The organism is Rhizobium sp. NFR07 (assembly GCF_900111905.1).
In the GTDB taxonomy this organism is placed as follows: domain Bacteria; phylum Pseudomonadota; class Alphaproteobacteria; order Rhizobiales; family Rhizobiaceae; genus Neorhizobium.
On the sequence record NZ_FOKM01000009.1, the window covers coordinates 27795 to 47657 of the forward strand.

Consider the following 19863-nt stretch of genomic DNA (forward strand, 5'->3'; position numbering starts at 1 on the left):
CATTTGGCAGGCCCTCACACAAACACCGTCCGAGGCATGCGATGAAGAAGAAGACATTGCTGATAGGAGCGCTGGGCCTGGCATCGATGCTGGCATCACACGCCTTTGCGCAGCATGCGGTGACATTCACCACCGAAGCCTACCCGCCCCTCACCTATCGCGAGCCGGATGGCACCTATCGTGGCGCCGGCATCGAACAGGTCGGGGCGATGATGCGCAATGCCAGCATTCCTTTCACCATGGAAATCATGCCCTGGGCCCGCGCCATTGCACTGGCCGAGACCCAGCCGATGCACTGTGTCTTCGCCGCGGCCCGCACCCCCGAACGCGAGCAGAAGTTCAAATGGGTTACCCCGCTCAACGTAGATCGTAATTTCCTCGTGCGGAACGCCCAGTCCGCAGTACGTGCAGAAACCATGGACGAGGCAAAGCGCTATACGATAGGTACCCATCGCGCCGATTACACCGAAAGCCTCCTGCGCGAGCGCGGCTTTCCGACGGTCGATCTCAGCGCCGACTTCGCGTTCACCCTGAACAAGCTTCTGGAACAGCGCATAGACATGATGCCGATGTCGGAAAGCGCCTTCGAAAAGCTTCGGGAGGATGGCAAGCCGCTCGAGAAGGTCATCCTGTTTTCCGAACAGCAGCTCGGCATCGCCTGCAACAGGGACATGCCGGACCAGATGATCGAGCGGATGCAGGACGGCTTGGACACGCTTATACGCGACAAGCGGCAGGACGCGATCCTCGAACAATATGGTGTCAGGCCACTACGCTGGTGGGCGCGGTAAGCGAAAAACGGTTGACACGACCTCTGTTTCGCGGTGGTGAACCGGTAATAGCGAACGGAGATCTTCGATGCTGATCATTGCCGGCCTGGGTAATCCCGGAGCGAAATACGCGGGCAATCGCCACAATGTCGGCTTCATGGCCGTCGACGCCATCCAGCGTCGCGCGAGCTTTTCCCCATGGTCGAAGAAGTTCAAGGCGGAGATTTCCGAAGGCGAGATCGGCGGCGAAAAGGTGTTGCTGATGAAGCCTCAGACCTTCATGAACCTGTCGGGCGAATCCGTCGGCGAAGCCATGCGCTTCTACAAGCTGGAGCCGGCCAACATCATCGCCATCTATGACGAGCTCGATCTCGTGCCCGGCAGGACCCGCATCAAGACCGGCGGCGGCCATGGCGGCCATAACGGCATCAAGTCGCTCGACGCCCATTGCGGCAAGGAATATCGCCGCCTGCGCATCGGCATCGGTCATCCGGGTTCGAAGGAACAGGTTCACAACCATGTTCTGGGTGATTTCGCCAAGAGCGATCGCGTCTGGCTGGAGCCGCTGATGGATGCCATCGCCGACAATGCCGAGATGCTGGTCAAGGGTGAGGATTCCCAGCTGATGAACAAGCTGACGCTGGCGGTGGGCGGAAAGCCCGAAGCGGAAAAGCCTGCCAAGCCTGCGGCAGCAGCGAGACCGGCCGGCAAGTCTCACATCCATCAGGCCCGTGGCGGGACAAAGCCCAGCCTGCCGACGACAGGCCCTATGGCGGATATGCTGAAGAAGATGTTCGGCAACAAGGAATAAGCGCCTACTCTTCCGGCTCCGTGGTGAACATCAGCGGGAAACCCGCCTCCTTGCCGAGGTCGGTCGCTTCCTTCGCCTTCGTCTCGGCAATGTCCCTGGCACAGACCACCACGACGCAGGAGCCGAGGCGATGCGCGGTCATCATCACCCTCAGCCCGGTTTCCTCGCTCATGCGGAACACGGCCTTGAGGACCATGATGACGAATTCGCGCGGCGTATAGTCGTCGTTCAGCAGAATGACCTTGTAGAGCTTGGGGCGCTCCAGCTTGGGCTTCGATTTTGTCTTGGGATCTATAACGGTATCGTCGGCCATCAGCGCAACCTCCTGATGGGGCCCTGTTTAGGGCATTCGATTAACATTTATTTCGCATCACAATAGCGAGATTTCAAGGCGTAGCCGAAAGATCTCGTTCAGTCGGCATCAAGAACGAGGCTCCGCCGGCCTTGCGAGGCGACAACCGCCGCCGCCTTTTTGTCGAAGGTGACAAAGGTCTCTCCGCCGAGCCGCCGCCCCTGAAACTCGATCACCCCATCGGCGAAATCGCCCCCGGCATTGAGGAAAGCAAGGCCGGCTTCGACGGCTGCACGGTCAACGACAGCTCTGGGATCGCTTACGAGCAGGCGGATCGAATTCGCCAAATCAGAACGTGCTTCCCTGTAATTCTGTCGAGCAACCCAGACGAACTCACACAATGTCGTATTGGCAATGAAAATGCTCGCAGCATCTGCCATCGCTGCGCGCGCCTTCGGCGATTGAACGGCGTCGTCTCCCGCCCAGGCGCGCAAAAGCACGTTCGTGTCAACGATCATCGTCCAAACGCATCCCTTTTGACCAGCCGGCTTCGATCGAATCCTGGATTTCATCAAGCGTCAGATGAACGTTATGCGTATTCTTGAAACTGCCGAAGAATGCCTCAAGCCCACCTTCCTGGCTCGGCTTTGCGGCGGAAATCTCCAGCTTGCCGTTGGGCAGCGCCACAACCTCGATCTGATCGCCCGGCCCGACGTTGAGATGCCTTTGCAGCTCCTTCTTGAGCGTCACTTGCGCCTTGCTCGTCAATGTCAGAATGGTCATCGGAATGTCTCCTTACGACAGAAGTAAGGCACATTTACCTTACCTGCAAGAGCCGGCTGTTGCGCAAGCCTTGACCCGCAAGACACTTTCCCCCATAGCGACTGCAAAATCAGTTCAAGCGATAGGTTTCATCCCCGATGGGCTTCAAATGCGGTATCGTCGGACTGCCCAATGTCGGCAAGTCCACTCTCTTCAACGCGCTGACCAAGACCGCCGCCGCGCAGGCCGCGAACTATCCGTTCTGCACGATCGAGCCGAATACCGGTGAAGTGGCGGTACCGGATGCGCGCATGCAGCAGCTCGCAGCGATCGCGGGCTCCAAGGAAATCATCCCGACCCGCATCTCCTTCGTCGACATCGCCGGCCTCGTGCGTGGCGCGTCCAAGGGTGAAGGCCTGGGCAACAAGTTCCTCGCCAACATCCGCGAAGTCGATGCCGTAGTCCATGTCCTGCGCTGCTTCGAAGACGATGACATCACCCATGTCGAAGGCCGCATCAACCCGGTCGGCGATGCCGAGACGATCGAGACCGAGCTGATGCTCGCCGACCTCGAAAGCCTGGAGCGCCGCGTCGAGCAAACCCGCAAGCGCGCCACCGGCAAGGACAAGGAATCGGTCGCCCAGCTGCCGGTCATGGAAGCGGTGATCAAGCTGCTGCAGGACGGCAAGCCCGCCCGCCTTCTCCTCCAGACGCTGTCGCCGGAAGATATCGAGATCCTCAAGGGCCTGAACCTTCTGACCTCGCATCCGGTCCTCTACGTCTGCAACGTCGCCGAAGGCGATGCCGTCGACGGCAACGAGCATACGAAGGCCGTCGCCGAAATGGCGAAGAGCCAGGGCGCGGAATGCGTCATCATCTCGGCCGCGATCGAATCCGAAGTGGCCCAGCTGCCGGAAGAAGAAGCCAAGGAATTCCTCGGCGCGCTCGGTCTGGAAGAAGCCGGTCTCGACCGCCTGATCCGCGCCGGCTACCACCTGCTCGACCTGATCACCTATTTCACCGTCGGCCCGAAGGAAACGCGTGCCTGGACGATCGTGCGCGGCACCAAGGCTCCGCAGGCCGCGGGCGTCATCCACACCGATTTCGAACGCGGCTTCATCCGTGCCTTCACCATCGGCTTTGACGACTACATCGCCTACAAGGGCGAAGTCGGCGCCAAGGAAGCCGGCAAGGGCCGCGACGAAGGCAAGGAATATGTCGTCCACGACGGCGACGTGATCCACTTCCGCTTCAACACCTAAGTCTTCGACAGGTGACCATGGCAGACTAACCTCTGCCATGGTCACCGACCGATCTGCCGAGGCGCCGCATGCTCTACCTCGAGGATTTCACGCCCGGCCGCGTTCTGCCGCTTGCCTCGCAGACCATCACGGCCGAAGCGATCATCGCCTTCGCCTCCGAATTCGATCCGCAGCCGATGCATCTGGACGAAGAAGCCGGCAGGACCAGCATCCTCGGCGGACTGTCGGCCTCCGGCTGGCACACGGCGAGCGTGTTCATGCGCATGATGTATGACGGCTGGCTGGCGGATTCGACCTCCGAAGGCTCTCCCGGCATCGACTTCATGGAATGGAAAAGGCCGGTTCTTGCCGGCGACAGGCTCTCCGGCCGCTCGACGGTGATCGAGGCGAGGCGTCTGCAGTCGCGTCCCGGTATCGGCCTCGTCAGGTTCCTCCACGAAGTCACGAACCAGAATGGCGAGGTGGCGATGCGCGGCGAGAACCCGATCATGTTCCGCACCCGCACCGACGGGAGCAACCCTGCATGAGGCTCGCAGAACTCTCACCGCCCGGCCAGACGATCGTCATCGGCTCGCTACTCTTCACCGCCGAGGACATTATCGCCTTCGCGAAGAAGTTCGACCCGCAGCCGTTTCATACGGACGCGGAGCTGGCGAAAAACTATGTCTTCGGCGCCCTCTGCGCCTCGGGCTGGCATACCTGCGCCGGCTGGATGAAGACCTATATCGCCTATCGCGATCGCGAACGTGCCCGGCTTCTCGCCGAGGGCATCGACCCGCCGAAATTCGGCCCTTCGCCCGGCTTCAAGAAGCTGCAATGGCTAAAGCCCGTTTATGGCGGCGACACGATCACCTACTCGACGGCGCTTACCGAGAGCCGTGCGCTGATGTCGCGGCCGGGCACCTTCATCAACACATCCGCCAACGAGGGCGTCAACCAGAACGGCGAGACGGTTCTGCGTTTCCAGGGTAGCGTGCTGGAATTCGAATAGAGCGTCCTATCGGACGGCCACGACCGCAGCCCCTGCCCCGATCATCACCGTTCCGGCCGCCCGGTTGGCGCGCCGGACAACAGCCGGACTGCGAAGCGCACGCCGCGCCCGGGTCGCCAGCATCACATGTCCGCCCACGACCAGAACTTCCACGACAAGGATTACGGCAGCCAACGTCGCACCATCGGCTGCGGTCAGCCTGGTCCCGACCACATTCGGCAGCAGCGCGATATAGAATAGCGGCATCTTGGGATTGCCGAGATTGAGCACGACACCTGCGAGATAGGAACTCCAGACACCCCGCCTCGGCTTCGCATGGAGATCCGCAACGACGGGTTTCGCGGTCCAGAGCCGGATGCCGGTCCAGACGAGATAGAGCGCACCGGCATAGCGCAGCACGGTCATCACCGCACCCATTTCGCTGGCCACCACCGACAGACCAAAAACGGCAAGGCAGAGAAACAGCAGGATGCCGGTGCAGGTCCCCGCGCCATAGGCGATCCCCGACGCCGCACCCTGTGCGATCGTACGAGCAACGATCGTCACGTTGTCGGGTCCCGGGCTGGCGGCAAAGAACAGGAAGGCGGCCGCAAAAGTCGCAAGCGCAGTGATATCCATCGATTCCCCCATCGGAAAGATGGAAGCCTAGCAAGCTGCGTCTATCACGCCATCCCGTGATTATAGGGGAGGTGTGCGCATTTCACGGCTTTCCAAATGCTGCCCTTACGGCTGGATAGCCTTGAAATGGAAGTCATATTGCCGGGTGAACCGATCGCTCAGGGTGAAGAGCCCGCCATCTGCGGTCTCGCCATCGCAAGCTTTATACTTGCGATAATAGGCCCGGCACATTGGCCAGATGACAGCGTCTTCATTCTGCTGATCGAAGAACATATGCCTGTAGGACGCATCGTCGAATTGTGTGACGCTGGCATCGTAATCGCAGAAGTATGGGGTCTTGGAGAGGGTTGCCCTCGCCTGCTGGTTCAACTTTCCGAACAGGGCGCGATGGCAGTCTTCCTTCAAACCGCATGCAAGGACCGAAGTCCGAAACGCTTCGAATGAAGAAGTCAGCGAGACGCCCGCGCCTCCACTTTCTATTTCATTTCCGACGGTCTTTTCGACGTATTCGGCGAAGCTCTTTTCAAAGTGGTTTTCCAGCCCGAGCTTGTATTTCCACATCTGCACAAAGATGAGGTCGCTATTGCATGTTCTCAGAGCGGCCTCGATGTCTTTCGTCATGCCATATTGCTGGCAAATGCCCGGAAAATTCAGGGTTATTGTATTAAGCTCGCCGCGGCCCTGGCAGACGCCGGCGACAAAATTGGGTACGGTGACCGCACAGGTTTCGGGCAGTCTTGGCTCGGCGGAGGATTGAAGCGGCGTGGATGTTTGAGCGCTTGCTTGGCGGGACATGGGCGTCATTGCGACCAATCCCATGCATACCAACAAGGTGCACCATCTCTTCAACATCATGCCGCCCATACCCCGCTCTGATCGGTTTCAATAATCCGATGAATTGTAGCTGTAGGCTAAGCCGTTGATCAATGCCCCGAAAATTCCGCCAGCGTGCGCACTTCGACGCCGAGCGCCTCGAGTTTCTGACGGCCGCCGAGATCCGGCAGGTCGATGACGAAGCAGGCGGACACGACTTCCGCGCCGATCTGGCGCAGCAACTGCACGGCGCCGACAGCAGTGCCGCCGGTGGCGATCAGGTCGTCACAAAGGATCACCTTCTCGCCCGGCTTCACCGCATCGACATGGATCTCCATCTCGTCGGTGCCGTATTCTAGCGCATAGGCCATGCGGACCGTCTTGTGCGGCAGCTTGCCCTTCTTGCGGATCGGCACGAAACCGGCCGAGAGCTGATGCGCCATCGCGCCGCCGAGAATAAAGCCACGGGCTTCCATGCCCGCGATCTTGTCGACGCCAAGACCTTCATAGGGCTTCACCAGCTCGTCCACCGCCAGCCGGAACGCAGCGGCGTCGCCGAGCAGCGTGGTGATGTCGCGAAAGATGATGCCGGGCTTGGGATAGTCCGGGATCGAACGGATGGCGGCGGCGAGAATGTCTTTGGTGGAGGTCGTCATGAAAACCCTGTCTGTCGTCCTGTTGCGGCGTCTTGGAAAGCGCGCATGAAAAAGGCGGCCGAAGCCGCCTTCTCTACCTGTGAGCCAACGGGGGATCAATGTCCCTTGTTGGCGTAGACCGACTTCTTCGTCAGATAGATCAGGCCGGTGAAGATCACCAGGAACACCATGACCATGAAGCCGGTGCGCTTGCGCTCCTCAAGATGCGGCTCGGCGGTCCACATCAGGAAGGCGGAAACGTCCCTGGCATACTGGTCGACCGTCTGCGGTGCGCCATCGTCATAGGTCACCTGATCGTCGGCGATCGGCGGTGCCATGGCGAGCGAGGCGGCATTGGCGAAGTACGGGTTGTAGTGACCACCCTCTGGCACTTCGACGCCGGCCGGCGGCTCCTGATACCCGGTGATCAGCGAGTGGATATAGTCCGGCCCGCCTTCCTGGTACTGGGTGAAGATGTCGAAGATGAACTGCGGGAAGCCACGGGTGATACCGCGTGCCTTGGCAAGCAGGGACATATCCGGCGGGGCCGCACCGTTGTTGGCGGCGGCGGCGGCCTGCGGGTTCGGATAGGGCGACGGGAAATAGTCGGACGGCGTGCCCGCGCGCTCGAACATTTCGCCCTCGTCGTTCGGCCCGTCCTGCACCTGGTAATTGGCCGCGAAGGTTTTCACCTGCGCTTCCGAATAACCGAGGTCCTCCAGCGTGCGGAAAGATACGAGCCGCATCGAATGACAGGCGGCACAGACCTCCGTATAGACCTTCAGGCCGCGCTGCAGCTGCTGCTTGTCGTAGTGGCCGAACGGCCCGGCAAAGCTCCAGTCCTCATTCTTGGGATGATGGATCGGATAGTGCGGCGTGCCGCCCTCGGCATGTTCTTCGCCACCGGCGGCAGCGTCGTGGTTCTCCTGCGCCTGGACCTGGGTCAGACCGAGGCCGAGACCCACGCCCGCGAGAAGCGCCAGCGACAGGATGCTTGTAGCAAGCTTTTTCATGATCTTGTCCCTCTCCGCCGCGCTCATGCCGAAGCCTTCGCAGGTTCGGCAACGGTCGAACCGCTCTTCCTCGCCTGCTGTTCGAGCACCGCCTCGGTGATCGAGTTCGGGATTCTCCGCGGAGTTTCGAACAGGCCGAGCAGCGGCATGATCACCAGGAAGAAGCCGAAATAGTAGAGCGTGCCGAGCTGCGACAGCGTCGTATAGATGCCTTCCGCCGGTTGTGAACCGAGCCAGCCGAGAAGGATGGCGTTGGCGACGAACAGCCAGAAGAACGTCTTGTACCAGGGGCGATAGACGGCGGATCGAACCTTCGACGTATCGAGCCAGGGGAGGAAGAACAGGATGATGATCGAGCCGAACATGACGAGTACGCCGCCGAGCTTGGAATCGATCGGCCCGACATTGAAGGTAATCGCACGCAGCATGGCGTAGAACGGCAGGTAGTACCATTCGGGCACGATATGCGACGGCGTCTTCAGGGCATCGGCCGGGATGTAGTTGTCCGGATGGCCGAGATAGTTCGGCATGTAGAAGATGAACCAGGCATAGGCGATCAGGAAGATCGACACGCCGAGCGCATCCTTGAGCGTCGCATAGGGCGTAAACGCGACCGTATCGGTCTTGGTCTTCACCTCGACGCCGGTCGGGTTCGTCTGGCCGGTGACGTGCAGCGCCCAGATATGCAGCACGACCACGCCCGCGATCATGAAGGGCAGCAGATAGTGCAGCGAGAAGAAGCGGTTCAACGTCGGCTGGTCGACCGCAAAGCCGCCGAGCAGGAATTGCTGTATCCACTCGCCGACAAGCGGAAAGGCCGAGAAGAAGCCGGTGATGACCGTTGCCCCCCAGAAGGACATCTGCCCCCAGGGAAGCACGTAGCCCATGAAGCCGGTCGCCATCATCAGGAGGTAGATGACGACGCCAAGGATCCAGAGGATTTCACGCGGCGCCTTGTAGGAACCGTAATAGAGGCCGCGGGCGATATGCAGATAAACCGCGATGAAGAAGAACGACGCGCCGTTGGCATGCATGTAACGCAGGAGCCAGCCGTGATTGACGTCGCGCATGATCTTCTCGACGCTGTCGAAGGCGACACCGGTCGATGCCGAATAATGCATGGCGAGCACGATCCCGGACAGGATCTGCACGATCAGCATGACCGACAGCATGGCGCCGAACGTATAGGCGTAGTTGAGATTGCGCGGCACCGGATAGGCGACGAAGCTGTCGTACAGCATGCGCGGCAGCGGAAGCCGGGCATCGATCCACTTTTCCACGCCGCTAGACGGCTGGTATGACGAATGTCCACTCATGTCCCTGCCCCTCACCCAATCCGGATCACGGTATCGCTCGCAAAAGCGAATGTCGGAATTGCCAGGTTCTGCGGCGCAGGACCTTTTCGGATGCGGCCCGCAGTATCGTAGTGCGAGCCATGGCAGGGACAGAACCACCCGCCGAAATCCCCGGACTGGCCGAGGGGTACGCAGCCGAGATGGGTACAGGAGCCGATCATGACGATCCAGTTCTCCTTGCCGTCACCGGCCGAGCGGTCGATGCTCGTGGCCTCGGCGTCGGCTGCCAGATTGGCGTTGCGGGCGACGGGATCCTTCAGGTCGCCAAGCGCGACCGCGTTGGCCTCCTCGACTTCCTTCGGCGTCCGGTTGCGAATGAAGACCGGCTTGCCGCGCCATTTCACCGTCAGCGACATGCCAGCCTGCAGGGCAGCGACGTTCACTTCGATCGAGGCGAGAGCCAGCGTCGATGCGTCGGGACGCATCTGGTCGATGAAGGGCCATGCGACGGCTGCGGCTCCGACCACACCCGTCATGCCCGTCGCTAGATAGAGGAAATCGCGACGAGTAGGCTCGCTCACGGTTCCATCACTTGGATTATGCTCACTCACGGTTCAACCATCCTCTCATGCAATGTCCCAGTCATTCGCATGCCTCCTCCTGGCTATGGTTAAGCCTCCGCCACCATAGATCGAACATCGATTCCCCAGCAAGACGGCTCCTCAACGCTTTGATCGCAGAAAAACTCCCGCTTTGGCAAGGCCTTCGGCCTTCCAAGCGAGGGTCGCCCTACACTTTTGCGTCGCAACAACCAGGTGCTGCAACACTCCTTTTCAAGCGATGGCAGCAACACTGATTTAGCGCGCAAAATCAAAGCGTAGCTTGACATGGATCAAGTGTGGCGGAGCCGTTTACACCCGCCAGGGCTGCCGCGTTGCCAGTGTTTTGCAGGCATGCTAATGCATCGCAGCATCACGGGGCTTCGGACGCGATCATGACCATCAGACAGATCCTATCCGTCGCCATCTGCGTCATCGTGTCGCTTGTCTTATTTGCAATTGCGACGCGCTATTTCCATCCGCACTGGATTCTGGCGGCTCTGCACAGCCTGCAACTGCATTTTGCGCTGGCCTGTGTGGCCGCGATGCTGGTCGCGATCGTGCTTCATCGCAACCTCTTCAGCTATCTGCTTCTGATTGCCGCCCTGGCGCTGGCCGGGCACGCGGTCGTCATGGGCAGGCAGCTTGCAGCGGTCGTCACGGCGGCCGATGCCGATGCGCCGGACTTCAGGCTCATGTCCTTCAACATCCTGTCCAACAACTACACGAACGGCGAAGCGATCGCGAAGATGATCGCGGCCTCGGGCGCAGACATCGTCAACGTGATGGAGAGCGAGCCGCTGCGGGCGCATCTGCCGCTGCTCGCGGATGCCTATCCGTATCATGTCGGCTGTGGTGTCCAGGTCTTGGACTGCGACCAGCTGATGCTGTCGAAGACGCCGCTTGAAAACGGTGTGATCCGCAGTCTCGGCCCGATCTTCGACAATCGCTTCATCCTCGCCGAGACGATGATCGCCGGCCAGCGTGTGCATGTGGCCGGCATCCATACGACAAAACCCTATTTCGACAATTTCCAGACGATGGAACTGATCCGCGCCGCGCTCGCGCTGACCGACACGGAAGGCCCGCTCGTCCTGTCGGGTGATTTCAACGCGTCGAGCCTCGGACCGAATATACGCGAATTCCTGCGCTGGACCGACCTGCATGCCGCGTCCTGGGAGCCTGCGACCTGGCCAATCGAACTCGGTCCATTCGGCCTTGCGATCGACCATGTCTATGTTCGGGCGCCGCTGAAGTTCAGATCGATAACCCGCCTGCCCGAGGCCTACGGATCGAACCATGCCGGGCTGATGGCCGAGATCGCCATCACCGGCAACTGAGACGCCCCAACGCCGGTGCGACAGCCGATCTACTGCGCAGCGTCGGCGGCGAGGAACCCGCCCGTCTGGCGCGACCAGAGCTCGGCATAGAGCCCGCCCCGCGCCAGCAGCTCGTTGTGGGTGCCTTCCTCGACGATCCGCCCCTTGTCGATCACGATCAGCCGGTCGAGCATGGCGATGGTCGAGAGTCGGTGGGCGATCGCGAGCACCGTCTTGCCCTGCATCAGTTCGTCGAGGCTGGACTGGATCGCCGCCTCGACCTCCGAATCCAATGCCGAGGTCGCCTCGTCCAGCACCAGGATCGGCGCGTCCTTCAGCATCACGCGGGCAATTGCGATCCGTTGCCGCTGGCCGCCCGAAAGCTTGACGCCGCGCTCGCCAACATGAGCGTCAAAGCCCTTGCGGCCGCGCTGATCGACCAGGCTGGCGATGAACTCTTCGGCCTGCGCTCGTTTCACCGCATCGAGCAGTTGGGCATCGGAGGCATCGGGACGGCCGAACAGGACGTTGTCGCGGATCGAGCGGTGCAGCAGCGACGTATCCTGGGTCACCATGCCGATCTGCGCTCTCAGCGATTCCTGCGTCACCTTCGAGATATCCTGACCGTCGATCTCGATCCGGCCGCCTTCGAGGTCGTAGAACCTCAGAAGCAGGTTGACCAGCGTCGACTTGCCGGCGCCCGAACGGCCGATGATGCCGACCTTCTCCCCTGCCCTGATGGTGAGATTCATGTGGTCGATAACGCCGGCGCTGCGGCCATAGTGGAAGCTGACGTCGTCGAAACGGATTTCAGGCCGCACCACCGTCAGTGCCGGAGCACCGGGGACGTCGGTCAATCGGATCGGCTGCGAGATCAGCTCGGCTGCGTTCTGCACCGTGCCGAAATTGCGCATGATGCCGTTGAACTGCGTCATCAGCCGGCCGAGCAGGAAGTTCAGTCGCAGCACCAGCGCCAGCGTGAAGGCAACGGCGCCAGCGCTGATCTTGCCCTGCAGCCAGAGATGGATGCAGAGCGCCGCCATCGAGGTTATCATCACGCCGGAGAGAAGCGCCATGGAAGCACGCACGCCGGTGATGAACCGCGTGAACATGATGACCGACGACTGGAAGACGTCGAAGCCGTTGCGCATGTAGCGGTCATTCGCCTCGTCGCGGCCGAACAGCCTGAGCGTCTGGATATTGCTGTAGGCGTCGACCATCCGGCCGGAAAGCATCGATGCCGCTTCGGCGGTCTCCTTGGAATGATAACGGATACGCGGCACGAAATAGCGGGCGAGAGCGGCAAAGATCGCCACCCAGGCGAGAACCAACATCGCAAGTCGCCAGTCCAACCCGCCGATCAGCGTCAGCATCGACACCGAATAGATCAGGACGAACCAGACGCTTTCCATCAGCGACGTTACGAGATCGCCCGCCGCCTGACCGCCTGACCAGACCTTGGTAACGATCCGCCCGGCGAAATCGTTCTGGAAGAAGGACAGCGACTGGCGCGCCACATGCCGGTAGGACTGCCAGCGGACGAGATTGTAGAAGCCCGGCGTGATGATCTGCTGGTCGACCAGCGCCGTCACCATGGTCACGAGAAAACGCACGACGCCGATCAGCACCAGCATGCCGCCGAGTTCCCAGCGGTGGGCGGCCAGCAGGCCATCCCATCCTGCCGCCCGATCGACGGTGGCAAGAATATCGACCAGCCGCCCGACGAACCAGAACAGCGCCGCCTCGATGGCCGCCGTCAATCCGCCGAGCACCAGCATGGCCGCAAATGGCGCCTTGGCCTGCCGGACATAGAACCAGATGAAGGCGAACGTGCCGGAAGGCGGCCGCAGATCCTCTGCTTCGGCGAAAGGTTCGACACGTGTCTCGAAGAAGCGGAAGAATTGGGTGATGGCCATGGCCACCGATATATGCCGGTTCCACGATACGGCAAAGGGTGCGGGCGGATTACATTTCGGCAAGCATGATGAACCACCGGCAGAAACGAAAAACGGCGGCCCGAGGCCGCCGTTCGATGTCGTCGTCAAACCCGGTGTCGGGCTTAGAATTCGGACCATTCCTGCTTCACGGCTGCAGCCGAGGAACCGCCGCCGAAGGCAGAGGCGATCCTGTTGCCGAGCGCACGCGCCGGCGATGCGGCCGGACGCGAGGCAGGCGTTGCCGCACGCGGCGTGGCTGCTGCTTCGCCGCCGAGCTTGAACTGCGAGAGCAGCTCGTTCAGTGCCGCTGCCTGCGTTGCGAGGCTGTGGCTTGCCGCATTGGTCTGCTCGACCATTGCTGCGTTCTGCTGGGTGCCCTGGTCCATCTGGTTGACCGAAGTACTGATTTCCGAAAGGCCCGTCGACTGCTCGCGGGTGGAGACCACAATCGAGGCGACATTGCGGTTGATCATCTGCACGTCGGTGACGATCGTCTCGAGCGCCTTGCCGGTCTCTCCGACCAGCGTCACGCCGTCGCGGACCTTCTCGCCGGAGGCGTTGATCAGCGCCTTGATTTCGCGCGCAGCATTGGCCGAACGCTGGGCGAGTTCACGCACTTCCTGGGCAACGACCGCAAAGCCCTTGCCTGCCTCACCGGCGCGGGCCGCCTCGACGCCGGCATTGAGCGCTAGGAGGTTGGTCTGGAAGGCGATCTCGTCGATCACGCCGATGATGTTGGAGATCTCGCCGGATGACTTCTCGATCGCCTCCATGGCGGAGACCGCCTGACGGACGATCTCGCCGGAACGTTCGGCACCTGCACGGGTCTGGTCGACCAGCGTGCCGGCCTCGCCGGCGCGAACCGCCGAGTCCTTGACGGCCGTAGTGACCTGTTCGAGCGCCGCAGCCGTTTCTTCGACCGAGGCCGCCTGCTGTTCGGTACGCTTGGAGAGGTCGTCTGCAGCCGAACGGATCTCGTTGGCACCTGCATCGATCATGCGGGCATTGTCGCCGACCGAACGCAGCACAGTCTGCAGCTTGCCGACCGATTCGTTGAAGTTGACGCGGAGCATGTCGAGTTGACCGGAGAACTGCTGTTCCAGACGAACCGTCATGTCGCCATTGGAAAGGCTCTTCAGGCCATGGGCAAGACCATCGACGGCAAAGGCGACGTCGGCGGCTTCACGTGCCTTCTGTTCTTCGCGGGCGATCCGTTCGCGCTCGCTCATCGAACGGTTGGCTTCGGTCTCCTGCTCCAGTCGAACGCGCTCCAGCGCGTTGTCGCGGAATACGGCGACGGCCGCTGCCATTTCGCCGATCTCGTCCTTGCGGCCGGCATAGGGAATGGCGACAGAGGCGTTGCCCGCGGCAAGGACGTTCATCGAATTGGTGATCTGGGTAACCGGACGCGTTACGCGCATCAGGCACAGAACCGCTGCACCGATGGCAATCGCGACAGCGAAGAGAACGCCACCGATCGTCGACATGTAGACGAAGTCCGCCGTTTCGCTTGCCTTCTGGCGATCTTCGACGCTGCGGGTCTTGTTGTCGTTCATCAGGCCCTGCAGCATCGTGCCGACCTCTCCGCCCTTCGGAATCATCTTGGCGATGACGTCCTTGGCTTCGTAGATCCGCGACGACTGGATGAGACCGATGAACTGCTGGCCAAGCGCATCATATTCCGCCATGACCTTCTCGATCTCGGCGAATTTTTCCCTGGAGGCAGGGATCGTCATCGAGTCGCCATAGGCCTTGAAGGCTCCGGCGCGAGCCGAGTTCTTTTCCTGAAGTTGGGCGAGCCAGTTCTTCTTTTCCTCGGCATTGCTGGCCGTCAGCGTCATGAGATAGAGGCGGCGGATATCGGACAGCACGCCATCCATGTCCGCAACCATCAGTGCCCGATCGATGCGCCGGCTGATCTGGTCGGTCTGCGCGTCCATCTGCGCGACGGAACGTATGCCGAGAGCACCCTGAACAATTAGAATTAAGACCATCACGCCGAAGAGCGCAGGCAAAAGCAGTTTTATCTTAATAGAGTTCATCATCTCGTTAACCAGCTGAGGAAGAAGCCAAAAGTGCGAAGCACCCTGCTTCCTTGCTGCCAGTTTCCGATGAAGAAAGACTTACCAACCGATGGGAACAATCGGTGTTCAACGCAAAGTCGAACATGGATTTGACGAACGTCAATTCCGTTTTGCGCAAACCGCGCAGCGGACAACTACGAGACGAAATGCCTGAGACGGCGGGTTACCCCGCCGCCGCATCCTCCAGAGCATGATCGGCTAGGAACCCGCCGGATTGCCTGTGCCACAGATCGGCATAGATGCCGCCCGAGGCGACGAGTTCCTCATGCGTCCCGACCTCGACGATATGCCCCTTGTCGAGCACGATCAGCCTGTCCATTTCCGTCAGCGTCGACAGGCGGTGCGCGATGGCGATCACCGTCTTCCCTTGCATCAGCGCGAACAGGTTTTCCTGGATCGCGGCTTCGACCTCCGAATCGAGCGCCGATGTCGCCTCGTCCAGCACCAGCACCGGCGCATCCTTGAGGAACACGCGAGCGATGGCGATTCGCTGACGCTGACCGCCGGAGAGTTTTACGCCGCGCTCGCCCACATGGGCGTCGAGACCGGTACGGCCCTGCAGGTCGGACAGTCCCTCGATGAACTCCCAGGCATTGGCGCGCTTCGCCGCCTGCATGATCTCCGCATCGCTCGCCTCGGGGCGGCCATAGGCGATGTTGTCGCGGATCGAGCGGTGCAAGAGCGACGTATCCTGCGTCACCACGCCGACGAGACCACGCAGGCTGTCCTGCGTGACCGCCGAAATGTCCTTGCCGTCGATCGTGATCCTGCCCACTTCCAGATCGTAGAAGCGCAGGAGCAGGTTCATCAGCGTCGTCTTGCCGGCGCCGGAGCGGCCGACGAGACCGACCTTCTGCCCGGCCGGAATGTCGAGCGACAACCCATCGATGACACCCTTGTTCTTGCCGTAGTGGAAGCGGACATTTTCGTAGCGGATATGCCCCTTGCCGCCCGTGGCCGACCCGCTAGCGATCGGATGAGCGCCCTCGACATCGATCACGTCATGGGGCTTGGTCATCATGTTCATGCCGTCGTAGACGGTGCCGATCGCTTCGAAGAGCGCGGTGACTTCCCACATGATCCACTGCGACATGCCGTTGATGCGCATGGCAAGGCCGATCGCGACCGCGATCGAGCCGACGGTCACGCCGCCGCCGAGCCACAGCCAGATGCCGAGGCCCGCCACGGCAAACACCGTAAGTGCATTGTTGAGGTCCACGAAGATGTTGAGCAGGCTGATCTGGCGCATCTGGCGATGCACCGTGCCGAGAAACTCGTTCATGCCTTCCTTGGCGTAACGCTCCTCGCGACCCGCATGGGAAAACAGCTTCACCGTGCCGATATTCGTATAGCTGTCCACGATCCGGCCGGTCATCATCGAACGGGCATCAGCCTGCTCGCTGGAAAGCTTGCGCAATCTCGGAATGAAATAACGCAGGATCAGCACATAGAGCACGAACCACATGACCAGCGGCAGCACCAGCCGCCATTCGACCGCGATGACCAGCGCCAGCATCGAGACGAAGAAGCTGATCGCATAAACGAAGACGTCGATGATCTTCATCGTCGCTTCGCGCACGGCAAGCGAGGTCTGCATCACCTTGGTCGACACGCGACCGGCAAACTCGTTGGCGAAGAAGGCCATCGAATGCCGGAGCAGGAAGCGGTGCATCTGCCAGCGCGCCATCATCGGATAGTTGCCGGCAAGCACCTGGTGCATGGTGATAGTATGGACCGCGCCGACGAGCGGCAGGCCGATCAGCACCAGAGCCGCCATCCAGAACAGCTTTGCCCCCTCGTCCGAGAGGAAGGTTTCGCGGTTTGCCGCGGCCAGCCAGTCGACGATATTGCCGAGAAACTGGTAGAGCAGCACTTCCGCGACCGCGATCAGCAGCGAGCAGGTGCCGAGCAGCGCAAGCCACGGCCAGACCGGCTTGGTATAGTGCCAGCAAAAGGCAAAAAGCCCCTTCGGCGGGAGGGTCGGCTGATCGTCCGGATAAGGATTGAGACGACGTTCAAACCACGAAAACATGAAAGAGCTCCGAAGGACGGAAACCTCGAGCGATCCGGGGACACAGGCATGCCTTGGTCGCCACATATCGAGATGAAACAGGTATGGACGCATTCGATAACGAACGGTCCCTGAAGAGCGGATCAGTGAAGAATAGACTTTGCGTGAACCGCGAGACGCCTCAGGCCAGACGAAGATCCGACTGGCGGAGGCGCGTGAGCACGGTCATATCCATGTAGGCCTCCGGGTTGGGCGTTAAACAGGCCGTCCTCATACACGCTTGCGGCAAAATTGAAAAGACCATTTCGGCCACAGATCGCCTCTCGTGAAAAGTCATCGAAGGCATGGGGACTTGAGCGGGAGACCCGGTCTCCGCTAACAAGGTTGCCATGACAGACCTGCGCATTGCCCTCTACCAGCCGGACATTCCCGGCAATACCGGCACGATCCTGCGGCTCGCCGCCTGCCTCGGCCTCGGCGTCGACATTATCGAGCCGGCCGGCTTCGACATATCCGACCGAAATCTGAAACGTGCAGGAATGGATTACCTTTCCGCGGTTTCCCTCACCCGTCACGTGAACTGGCAACAGTTCGACGAATGGCGCAGCAGTGCCGGCCGCAGGCTGGTACTGGCGACGACGAAGTCACCCGAACCCTACACGCAATTCGCCTATCGGCCCGACGACATCCTGCTCTTCGGCCGCGAAAGCGCCGGCGTGCCCGACCATGTGCATGACGCGGTCGAAGGACGCATCCTGATCCCGATGATGGAAGGCCAGCGCTCGATCAATGTCGCCATGTCGGCGGCCATGATTGCCGGCGAAGCGATGCGCCAGACGGTCTGGAAATAGCGACACCGGCAGGGCCTAACCACGTCGCCTAACACGCAGAAAACTGTCGCGGCGAGAACCTTGCAAGGGCTCGCAAAAGGGCTATCATTCATTAGCCGGCAATGGAATCGCCTGTTCCTTTTCAGCTGAAATCAGGGAGCTCGATGTGCAGTCGACGCTCGTCGTCATAAACATTCTAGGCGCAGTCGCGCTGCTGCTCTTCGGCCTTTCCCAGGTCAAGGAAGGTGTGACGCGTGCCTTCGGCGCGAGGTTGCGGACCGGACTGGCCAACAGCACCCGCAGCGGCGCCCGCTCCCTCGTCTCCGGCCTCATCGCGACGATCGCGCTGCAGAGCTCGACGGCCACCGCCTTGATGACAGCCTCCTTTGCCGAGCGAGGCCTGATCAACCCGCGCATGGCGCAGATCGTGCTGCTCGGCGCCAATATCGGCACTGCGGTAACGGCCTGGCTGGTCGCGGCAGGAACCGAAGTCTTCGCCCCTCTCCTACTGCTTGCCGGCGTGATCCTGTCGCGTAACGGATCCACGGCGCGAAAGGGTCTCGGCACCGCCCTGATCGGTATCGGCCTCATGCTGCTGTCGCTTCAGCTGCTCGGGTTGGCGACTGAGCCGATGCGCCGGTCGCCGGCGCTTGCGGCCTTCCTCAACCTGCTCGACTCCGCCTGGCTCGTCGCCCTCATCTTTTCCGCAGCGCTTGCCTTCGTCTCGTCGTCGAGCCTTGCGATCGTCATTCTGGTCTTGTCACTCGCATCGAGCGGCATCGCCTCGCCGGGTCTGGTCCTCGTGCTGATTCTCGGCGCCAATCTCGGCGGCGCCATCCCGCCGGTCGTCGCGACGTTGGCAAGCCCGCCCGAGGCGCGTCGCATCACCCGCGGCAACCTCCTCGTCCGCACGATAGGCTGCGTGCTCGCGCTACCGCTTGCCGGTGTTGCCGCCGATCTCCTGCAGACGCTGCCCATCTCGCCGGAAAAGCTGCCGGTCGACGCCCATCTGGCCTTCAACCTGCTGCTGGCGCTGCTGGCCTGGCCCTTCGGCGGTCTGGTCTCAGACCTCATGACGCGTATGATCCCAGACGAACCCGAAAAGGAAACCGGACCGCAGTTCCTCGATCCGCAGGAACTCGATGATCCGGTGCGCGCGCTGGCCAACGCAACCCGCGAAGTACTCGGCGTCGGCGACCAGATCGAGCGCATGCTGATTCGCGCCGAGAATGCCTTTAAGCACAACGACGCCTCGCCGCTGAAGGAGATCGCCACGATCGAAGGACGCGTCGACAGACTGCAGCAGGACGTGAAGCTCTATGTCTCGAAGCTTGGGCAGCGTGGGCTGGACGACGAGAATTCGCGGCGATCCATCGCGATCATCGACTACGCGATCAACCTCGAACATATCGGCGACATCATCGAGAAAGGTCTTTGCGACCAGTTGGACAAGAAGATCGCCAAGGGTCTGAAATTCTCCGATGACGGCTATCGGGAGCTCGCCGATCTCTTCGATCTGACGATCGATAACCTGCGTACCGCCCAGACGGTCTTCGTCACCGGCGACTTCAATCTTGCAAGACGGCTGATGGAGATCAAGGTGGATGTCCGCCACCTGGAAAAGCTGTCCGCGGAACGTCATCTGGAGCGCCTGCGTGACGGCCGGCCGGAAAGCCTTCAGACAAGTTCGCTGCATCTCGACATGCTGCGCGACCTGAAGCGCATCAACGCTCATATCGTCTCGGTCGCCCATCCGATCCTGGATGAGAGCGGCCTGCTGATCGAAAGCAGGCTGAGACAGGCCGACCAACGATCCTGATA

Annotated in this window: 20 protein-coding genes; 8 read left to right on the forward strand and 12 right to left on the reverse strand. The window is 61.1% G+C overall.

What is annotated here, in order from left to right; all coding sequences use genetic code 11:
• Positions 1-41: 41 nt before the first annotated feature.
• Together BM216_RS19000 and pth are read left to right on the forward strand one after the other, a co-directional pair.
• Entirely contained in the window at positions 42-791 is a 750-nt protein-coding gene (locus BM216_RS19000) for a substrate-binding periplasmic protein (RefSeq protein WP_093000783.1), read from the forward strand.
• 67 nt (positions 792-858) lie between these two features.
• Entirely contained in the window at positions 859-1581 is a 723-nt protein-coding gene (gene pth / locus BM216_RS19005; RefSeq protein ID WP_093000784.1) for an aminoacyl-tRNA hydrolase, read from the forward strand.
• A 4-nt stretch (positions 1582-1585) separates the two neighbouring features.
• On the opposite strand, the gene clpS is transcribed toward pth, so the two are convergent.
• The 3 genes from clpS to BM216_RS19020 all read right to left on the reverse strand — a co-directional run bounded on the left by clpS (position 1586) and on the right by BM216_RS19020 (position 2656).
• A complete protein-coding gene (clpS, locus tag BM216_RS19010) occupies positions 1586-1894 on the reverse strand; it encodes an ATP-dependent Clp protease adapter ClpS (protein ID WP_093000785.1) in 309 nt (102 codons plus the stop codon).
• A 98-nt stretch (positions 1895-1992) separates the two neighbouring features.
• Complete coding sequence (locus tag BM216_RS19015; protein WP_093000786.1) at positions 1993-2391, reverse strand: type II toxin-antitoxin system VapC family toxin; 399 nt, start codon at positions 2389-2391, stop codon at positions 1993-1995.
• Positions 2381-2656, reverse strand: coding sequence for an AbrB/MazE/SpoVT family DNA-binding domain-containing protein (locus BM216_RS19020; protein WP_093000787.1), 276 nt, complete (start codon positions 2654-2656; stop codon positions 2381-2383). Before BM216_RS19020 ends, BM216_RS19015 begins: the two co-directional genes overlap by 11 nt.
• Positions 2657-2793: 137 nt before the next feature.
• On the opposite strand from BM216_RS19020, the gene ychF reads away from it, so the two are divergent.
• From ychF to BM216_RS19035, 3 genes are all read left to right on the forward strand, one after another.
• Positions 2794-3897 (forward strand): redox-regulated ATPase YchF, encoded by a 1104-nt coding sequence (gene ychF, locus BM216_RS19025; protein WP_093000788.1) that lies wholly within the window; start codon positions 2794-2796, stop codon positions 3895-3897.
• Positions 3898-3965: 68 nt separating this feature from the next.
• Positions 3966-4424 (forward strand): MaoC family dehydratase, encoded by a 459-nt coding sequence (locus BM216_RS19030; protein ID WP_093000789.1) that lies wholly within the window; start codon positions 3966-3968, stop codon positions 4422-4424.
• A complete protein-coding gene (locus BM216_RS19035; protein WP_093000790.1) occupies positions 4421-4888 on the forward strand; it encodes a MaoC family dehydratase in 468 nt (155 codons plus the stop codon). Before BM216_RS19030 ends, BM216_RS19035 begins: the two co-directional genes overlap by 4 nt.
• 6 nt (positions 4889-4894) lie before the next feature.
• Here the strand turns inward: BM216_RS19035 and BM216_RS19040 are convergent, their stop codons facing one another.
• From BM216_RS19040 to petA, 6 genes are all read right to left on the reverse strand, one after another.
• Positions 4895-5506 (reverse strand): LysE family translocator, encoded by a 612-nt coding sequence (locus tag BM216_RS19040; protein WP_093000997.1) that lies wholly within the window; start codon positions 5504-5506, stop codon positions 4895-4897.
• Between the two features lie 105 nt (positions 5507-5611).
• Positions 5612-6310 (reverse strand): hypothetical protein, encoded by a 699-nt coding sequence (locus tag BM216_RS19045; protein WP_143102798.1) that lies wholly within the window; start codon positions 6308-6310, stop codon positions 5612-5614.
• 119 nt (positions 6311-6429) lie between these two features.
• Entirely contained in the window at positions 6430-6975 is a 546-nt protein-coding gene (locus tag BM216_RS19050) for an adenine phosphoribosyltransferase (RefSeq protein WP_093000792.1), read from the reverse strand.
• A gap of 95 nt (positions 6976-7070) precedes the next feature.
• Positions 7071-7967 (reverse strand): cytochrome c1, encoded by an 897-nt coding sequence (locus BM216_RS19055; RefSeq protein WP_093000998.1) that lies wholly within the window; start codon positions 7965-7967, stop codon positions 7071-7073.
• 23 nt (positions 7968-7990) lie between these two features.
• Positions 7991-9283 (reverse strand): cytochrome b, encoded by a 1293-nt coding sequence (locus BM216_RS19060; protein ID WP_093000793.1) that lies wholly within the window; start codon positions 9281-9283, stop codon positions 7991-7993.
• An 11-nt stretch (positions 9284-9294) separates the two neighbouring features.
• Positions 9295-9873 (reverse strand): ubiquinol-cytochrome c reductase iron-sulfur subunit, encoded by a 579-nt coding sequence (gene petA, locus BM216_RS19065; RefSeq protein ID WP_093000794.1) that lies wholly within the window; start codon positions 9871-9873, stop codon positions 9295-9297.
• 383 nt (positions 9874-10256) lie between these two features.
• Between petA and BM216_RS19070 the strand changes: the two genes are divergently transcribed.
• Complete coding sequence (locus tag BM216_RS19070; RefSeq protein ID WP_093000795.1) at positions 10257-11201, forward strand: endonuclease/exonuclease/phosphatase family protein; 945 nt, start codon at positions 10257-10259, stop codon at positions 11199-11201.
• A 29-nt stretch (positions 11202-11230) separates the two neighbouring features.
• Here BM216_RS19070 and BM216_RS19075 read toward each other — a convergent pair whose 3' ends face one another.
• From BM216_RS19075 to BM216_RS19085, 3 genes are all read right to left on the reverse strand, one after another.
• A complete protein-coding gene (locus BM216_RS19075) occupies positions 11231-13096 on the reverse strand; it encodes an ABC transporter ATP-binding protein (RefSeq protein ID WP_093000796.1) in 1866 nt (621 codons plus the stop codon).
• A gap of 143 nt (positions 13097-13239) precedes the next feature.
• Entirely contained in the window at positions 13240-15159 is a 1920-nt protein-coding gene (locus BM216_RS19080; protein WP_093000797.1) for a methyl-accepting chemotaxis protein, read from the reverse strand.
• Positions 15160-15364: 205 nt separating this feature from the next.
• A complete protein-coding gene (locus BM216_RS19085; protein ID WP_093000798.1) occupies positions 15365-17233 on the reverse strand; it encodes an ABC transporter ATP-binding protein in 1869 nt (622 codons plus the stop codon).
• A 368-nt stretch (positions 17234-17601) separates the two neighbouring features.
• Between BM216_RS19085 and BM216_RS19095 the strand changes: the two genes are divergently transcribed.
• Together BM216_RS19095 and BM216_RS19100 are read left to right on the forward strand one after the other, a co-directional pair.
• Positions 17602-18063, forward strand: coding sequence for a tRNA (cytidine(34)-2'-O)-methyltransferase (locus BM216_RS19095; protein ID WP_093000800.1), 462 nt, complete (start codon positions 17602-17604; stop codon positions 18061-18063).
• 145 nt (positions 18064-18208) lie between these two features.
• A complete protein-coding gene (locus tag BM216_RS19100) occupies positions 18209-19861 on the forward strand; it encodes a Na/Pi cotransporter family protein (protein WP_093000801.1) in 1653 nt (550 codons plus the stop codon).
• Positions 19862-19863 lie beyond the last annotated feature (2 nt).

Bases quoted from the DNA above. Each gene is read 5' to 3' on its own strand.
- BM216_RS19070 (WP_093000795.1), top strand. From the start codon at position 10,257: ATGACCATCAGACAGATCCTATCCGTCGCCATCTGCGTCATCGTGTCG.
- BM216_RS19095 (WP_093000800.1), top strand. From the start codon at position 17,602: ATGACAGACCTGCGCATTGCCCTCTACCAGCCGGACATTCCCGGCAAT.
- BM216_RS19080 (WP_093000797.1), bottom strand. From the start codon at position 15,159: ATGAACTCTATTAAGATAAAACTGCTTTTGCCTGCGCTCTTCGGCGTG.
- BM216_RS19050 (WP_093000792.1), bottom strand. From the start codon at position 6,975: ATGACGACCTCCACCAAAGACATTCTCGCCGCCGCCATCCGTTCGATC.
- BM216_RS19000 (WP_093000783.1), top strand. From the start codon at position 42: ATGAAGAAGAAGACATTGCTGATAGGAGCGCTGGGCCTGGCATCGATG.
- BM216_RS19055 (WP_093000998.1), bottom strand. From the start codon at position 7,967: ATGAAAAAGCTTGCTACAAGCATCCTGTCGCTGGCGCTTCTCGCGGGC.
- BM216_RS19075 (WP_093000796.1), bottom strand. From the start codon at position 13,096: ATGGCCATCACCCAATTCTTCCGCTTCTTCGAGACACGTGTCGAACCT.
- BM216_RS19020 (WP_093000787.1), bottom strand. From the start codon at position 2,656: ATGACCATTCTGACATTGACGAGCAAGGCGCAAGTGACGCTCAAGAAG.
- BM216_RS19060 (WP_093000793.1), bottom strand. From the start codon at position 9,283: ATGAGTGGACATTCGTCATACCAGCCGTCTAGCGGCGTGGAAAAGTGG.
- ychF (WP_093000788.1), top strand. From the start codon at position 2,794: ATGGGCTTCAAATGCGGTATCGTCGGACTGCCCAATGTCGGCAAGTCC.
- BM216_RS19045 (WP_143102798.1), bottom strand. From the start codon at position 6,310: ATGACGCCCATGTCCCGCCAAGCAAGCGCTCAAACATCCACGCCGCTT.
- BM216_RS19030 (WP_093000789.1), top strand. From the start codon at position 3,966: ATGCTCTACCTCGAGGATTTCACGCCCGGCCGCGTTCTGCCGCTTGCC.
- BM216_RS19085 (WP_093000798.1), bottom strand. From the start codon at position 17,233: ATGTTTTCGTGGTTTGAACGTCGTCTCAATCCTTATCCGGACGATCAG.
- clpS (WP_093000785.1), bottom strand. From the start codon at position 1,894: ATGGCCGACGATACCGTTATAGATCCCAAGACAAAATCGAAGCCCAAG.
- BM216_RS19015 (WP_093000786.1), bottom strand. From the start codon at position 2,391: ATGATCGTTGACACGAACGTGCTTTTGCGCGCCTGGGCGGGAGACGAC.
- BM216_RS19040 (WP_093000997.1), bottom strand. From the start codon at position 5,506: ATGGATATCACTGCGCTTGCGACTTTTGCGGCCGCCTTCCTGTTCTTT.
- pth (WP_093000784.1), top strand. From the start codon at position 859: ATGCTGATCATTGCCGGCCTGGGTAATCCCGGAGCGAAATACGCGGGC.
- BM216_RS19035 (WP_093000790.1), top strand. From the start codon at position 4,421: ATGAGGCTCGCAGAACTCTCACCGCCCGGCCAGACGATCGTCATCGGC.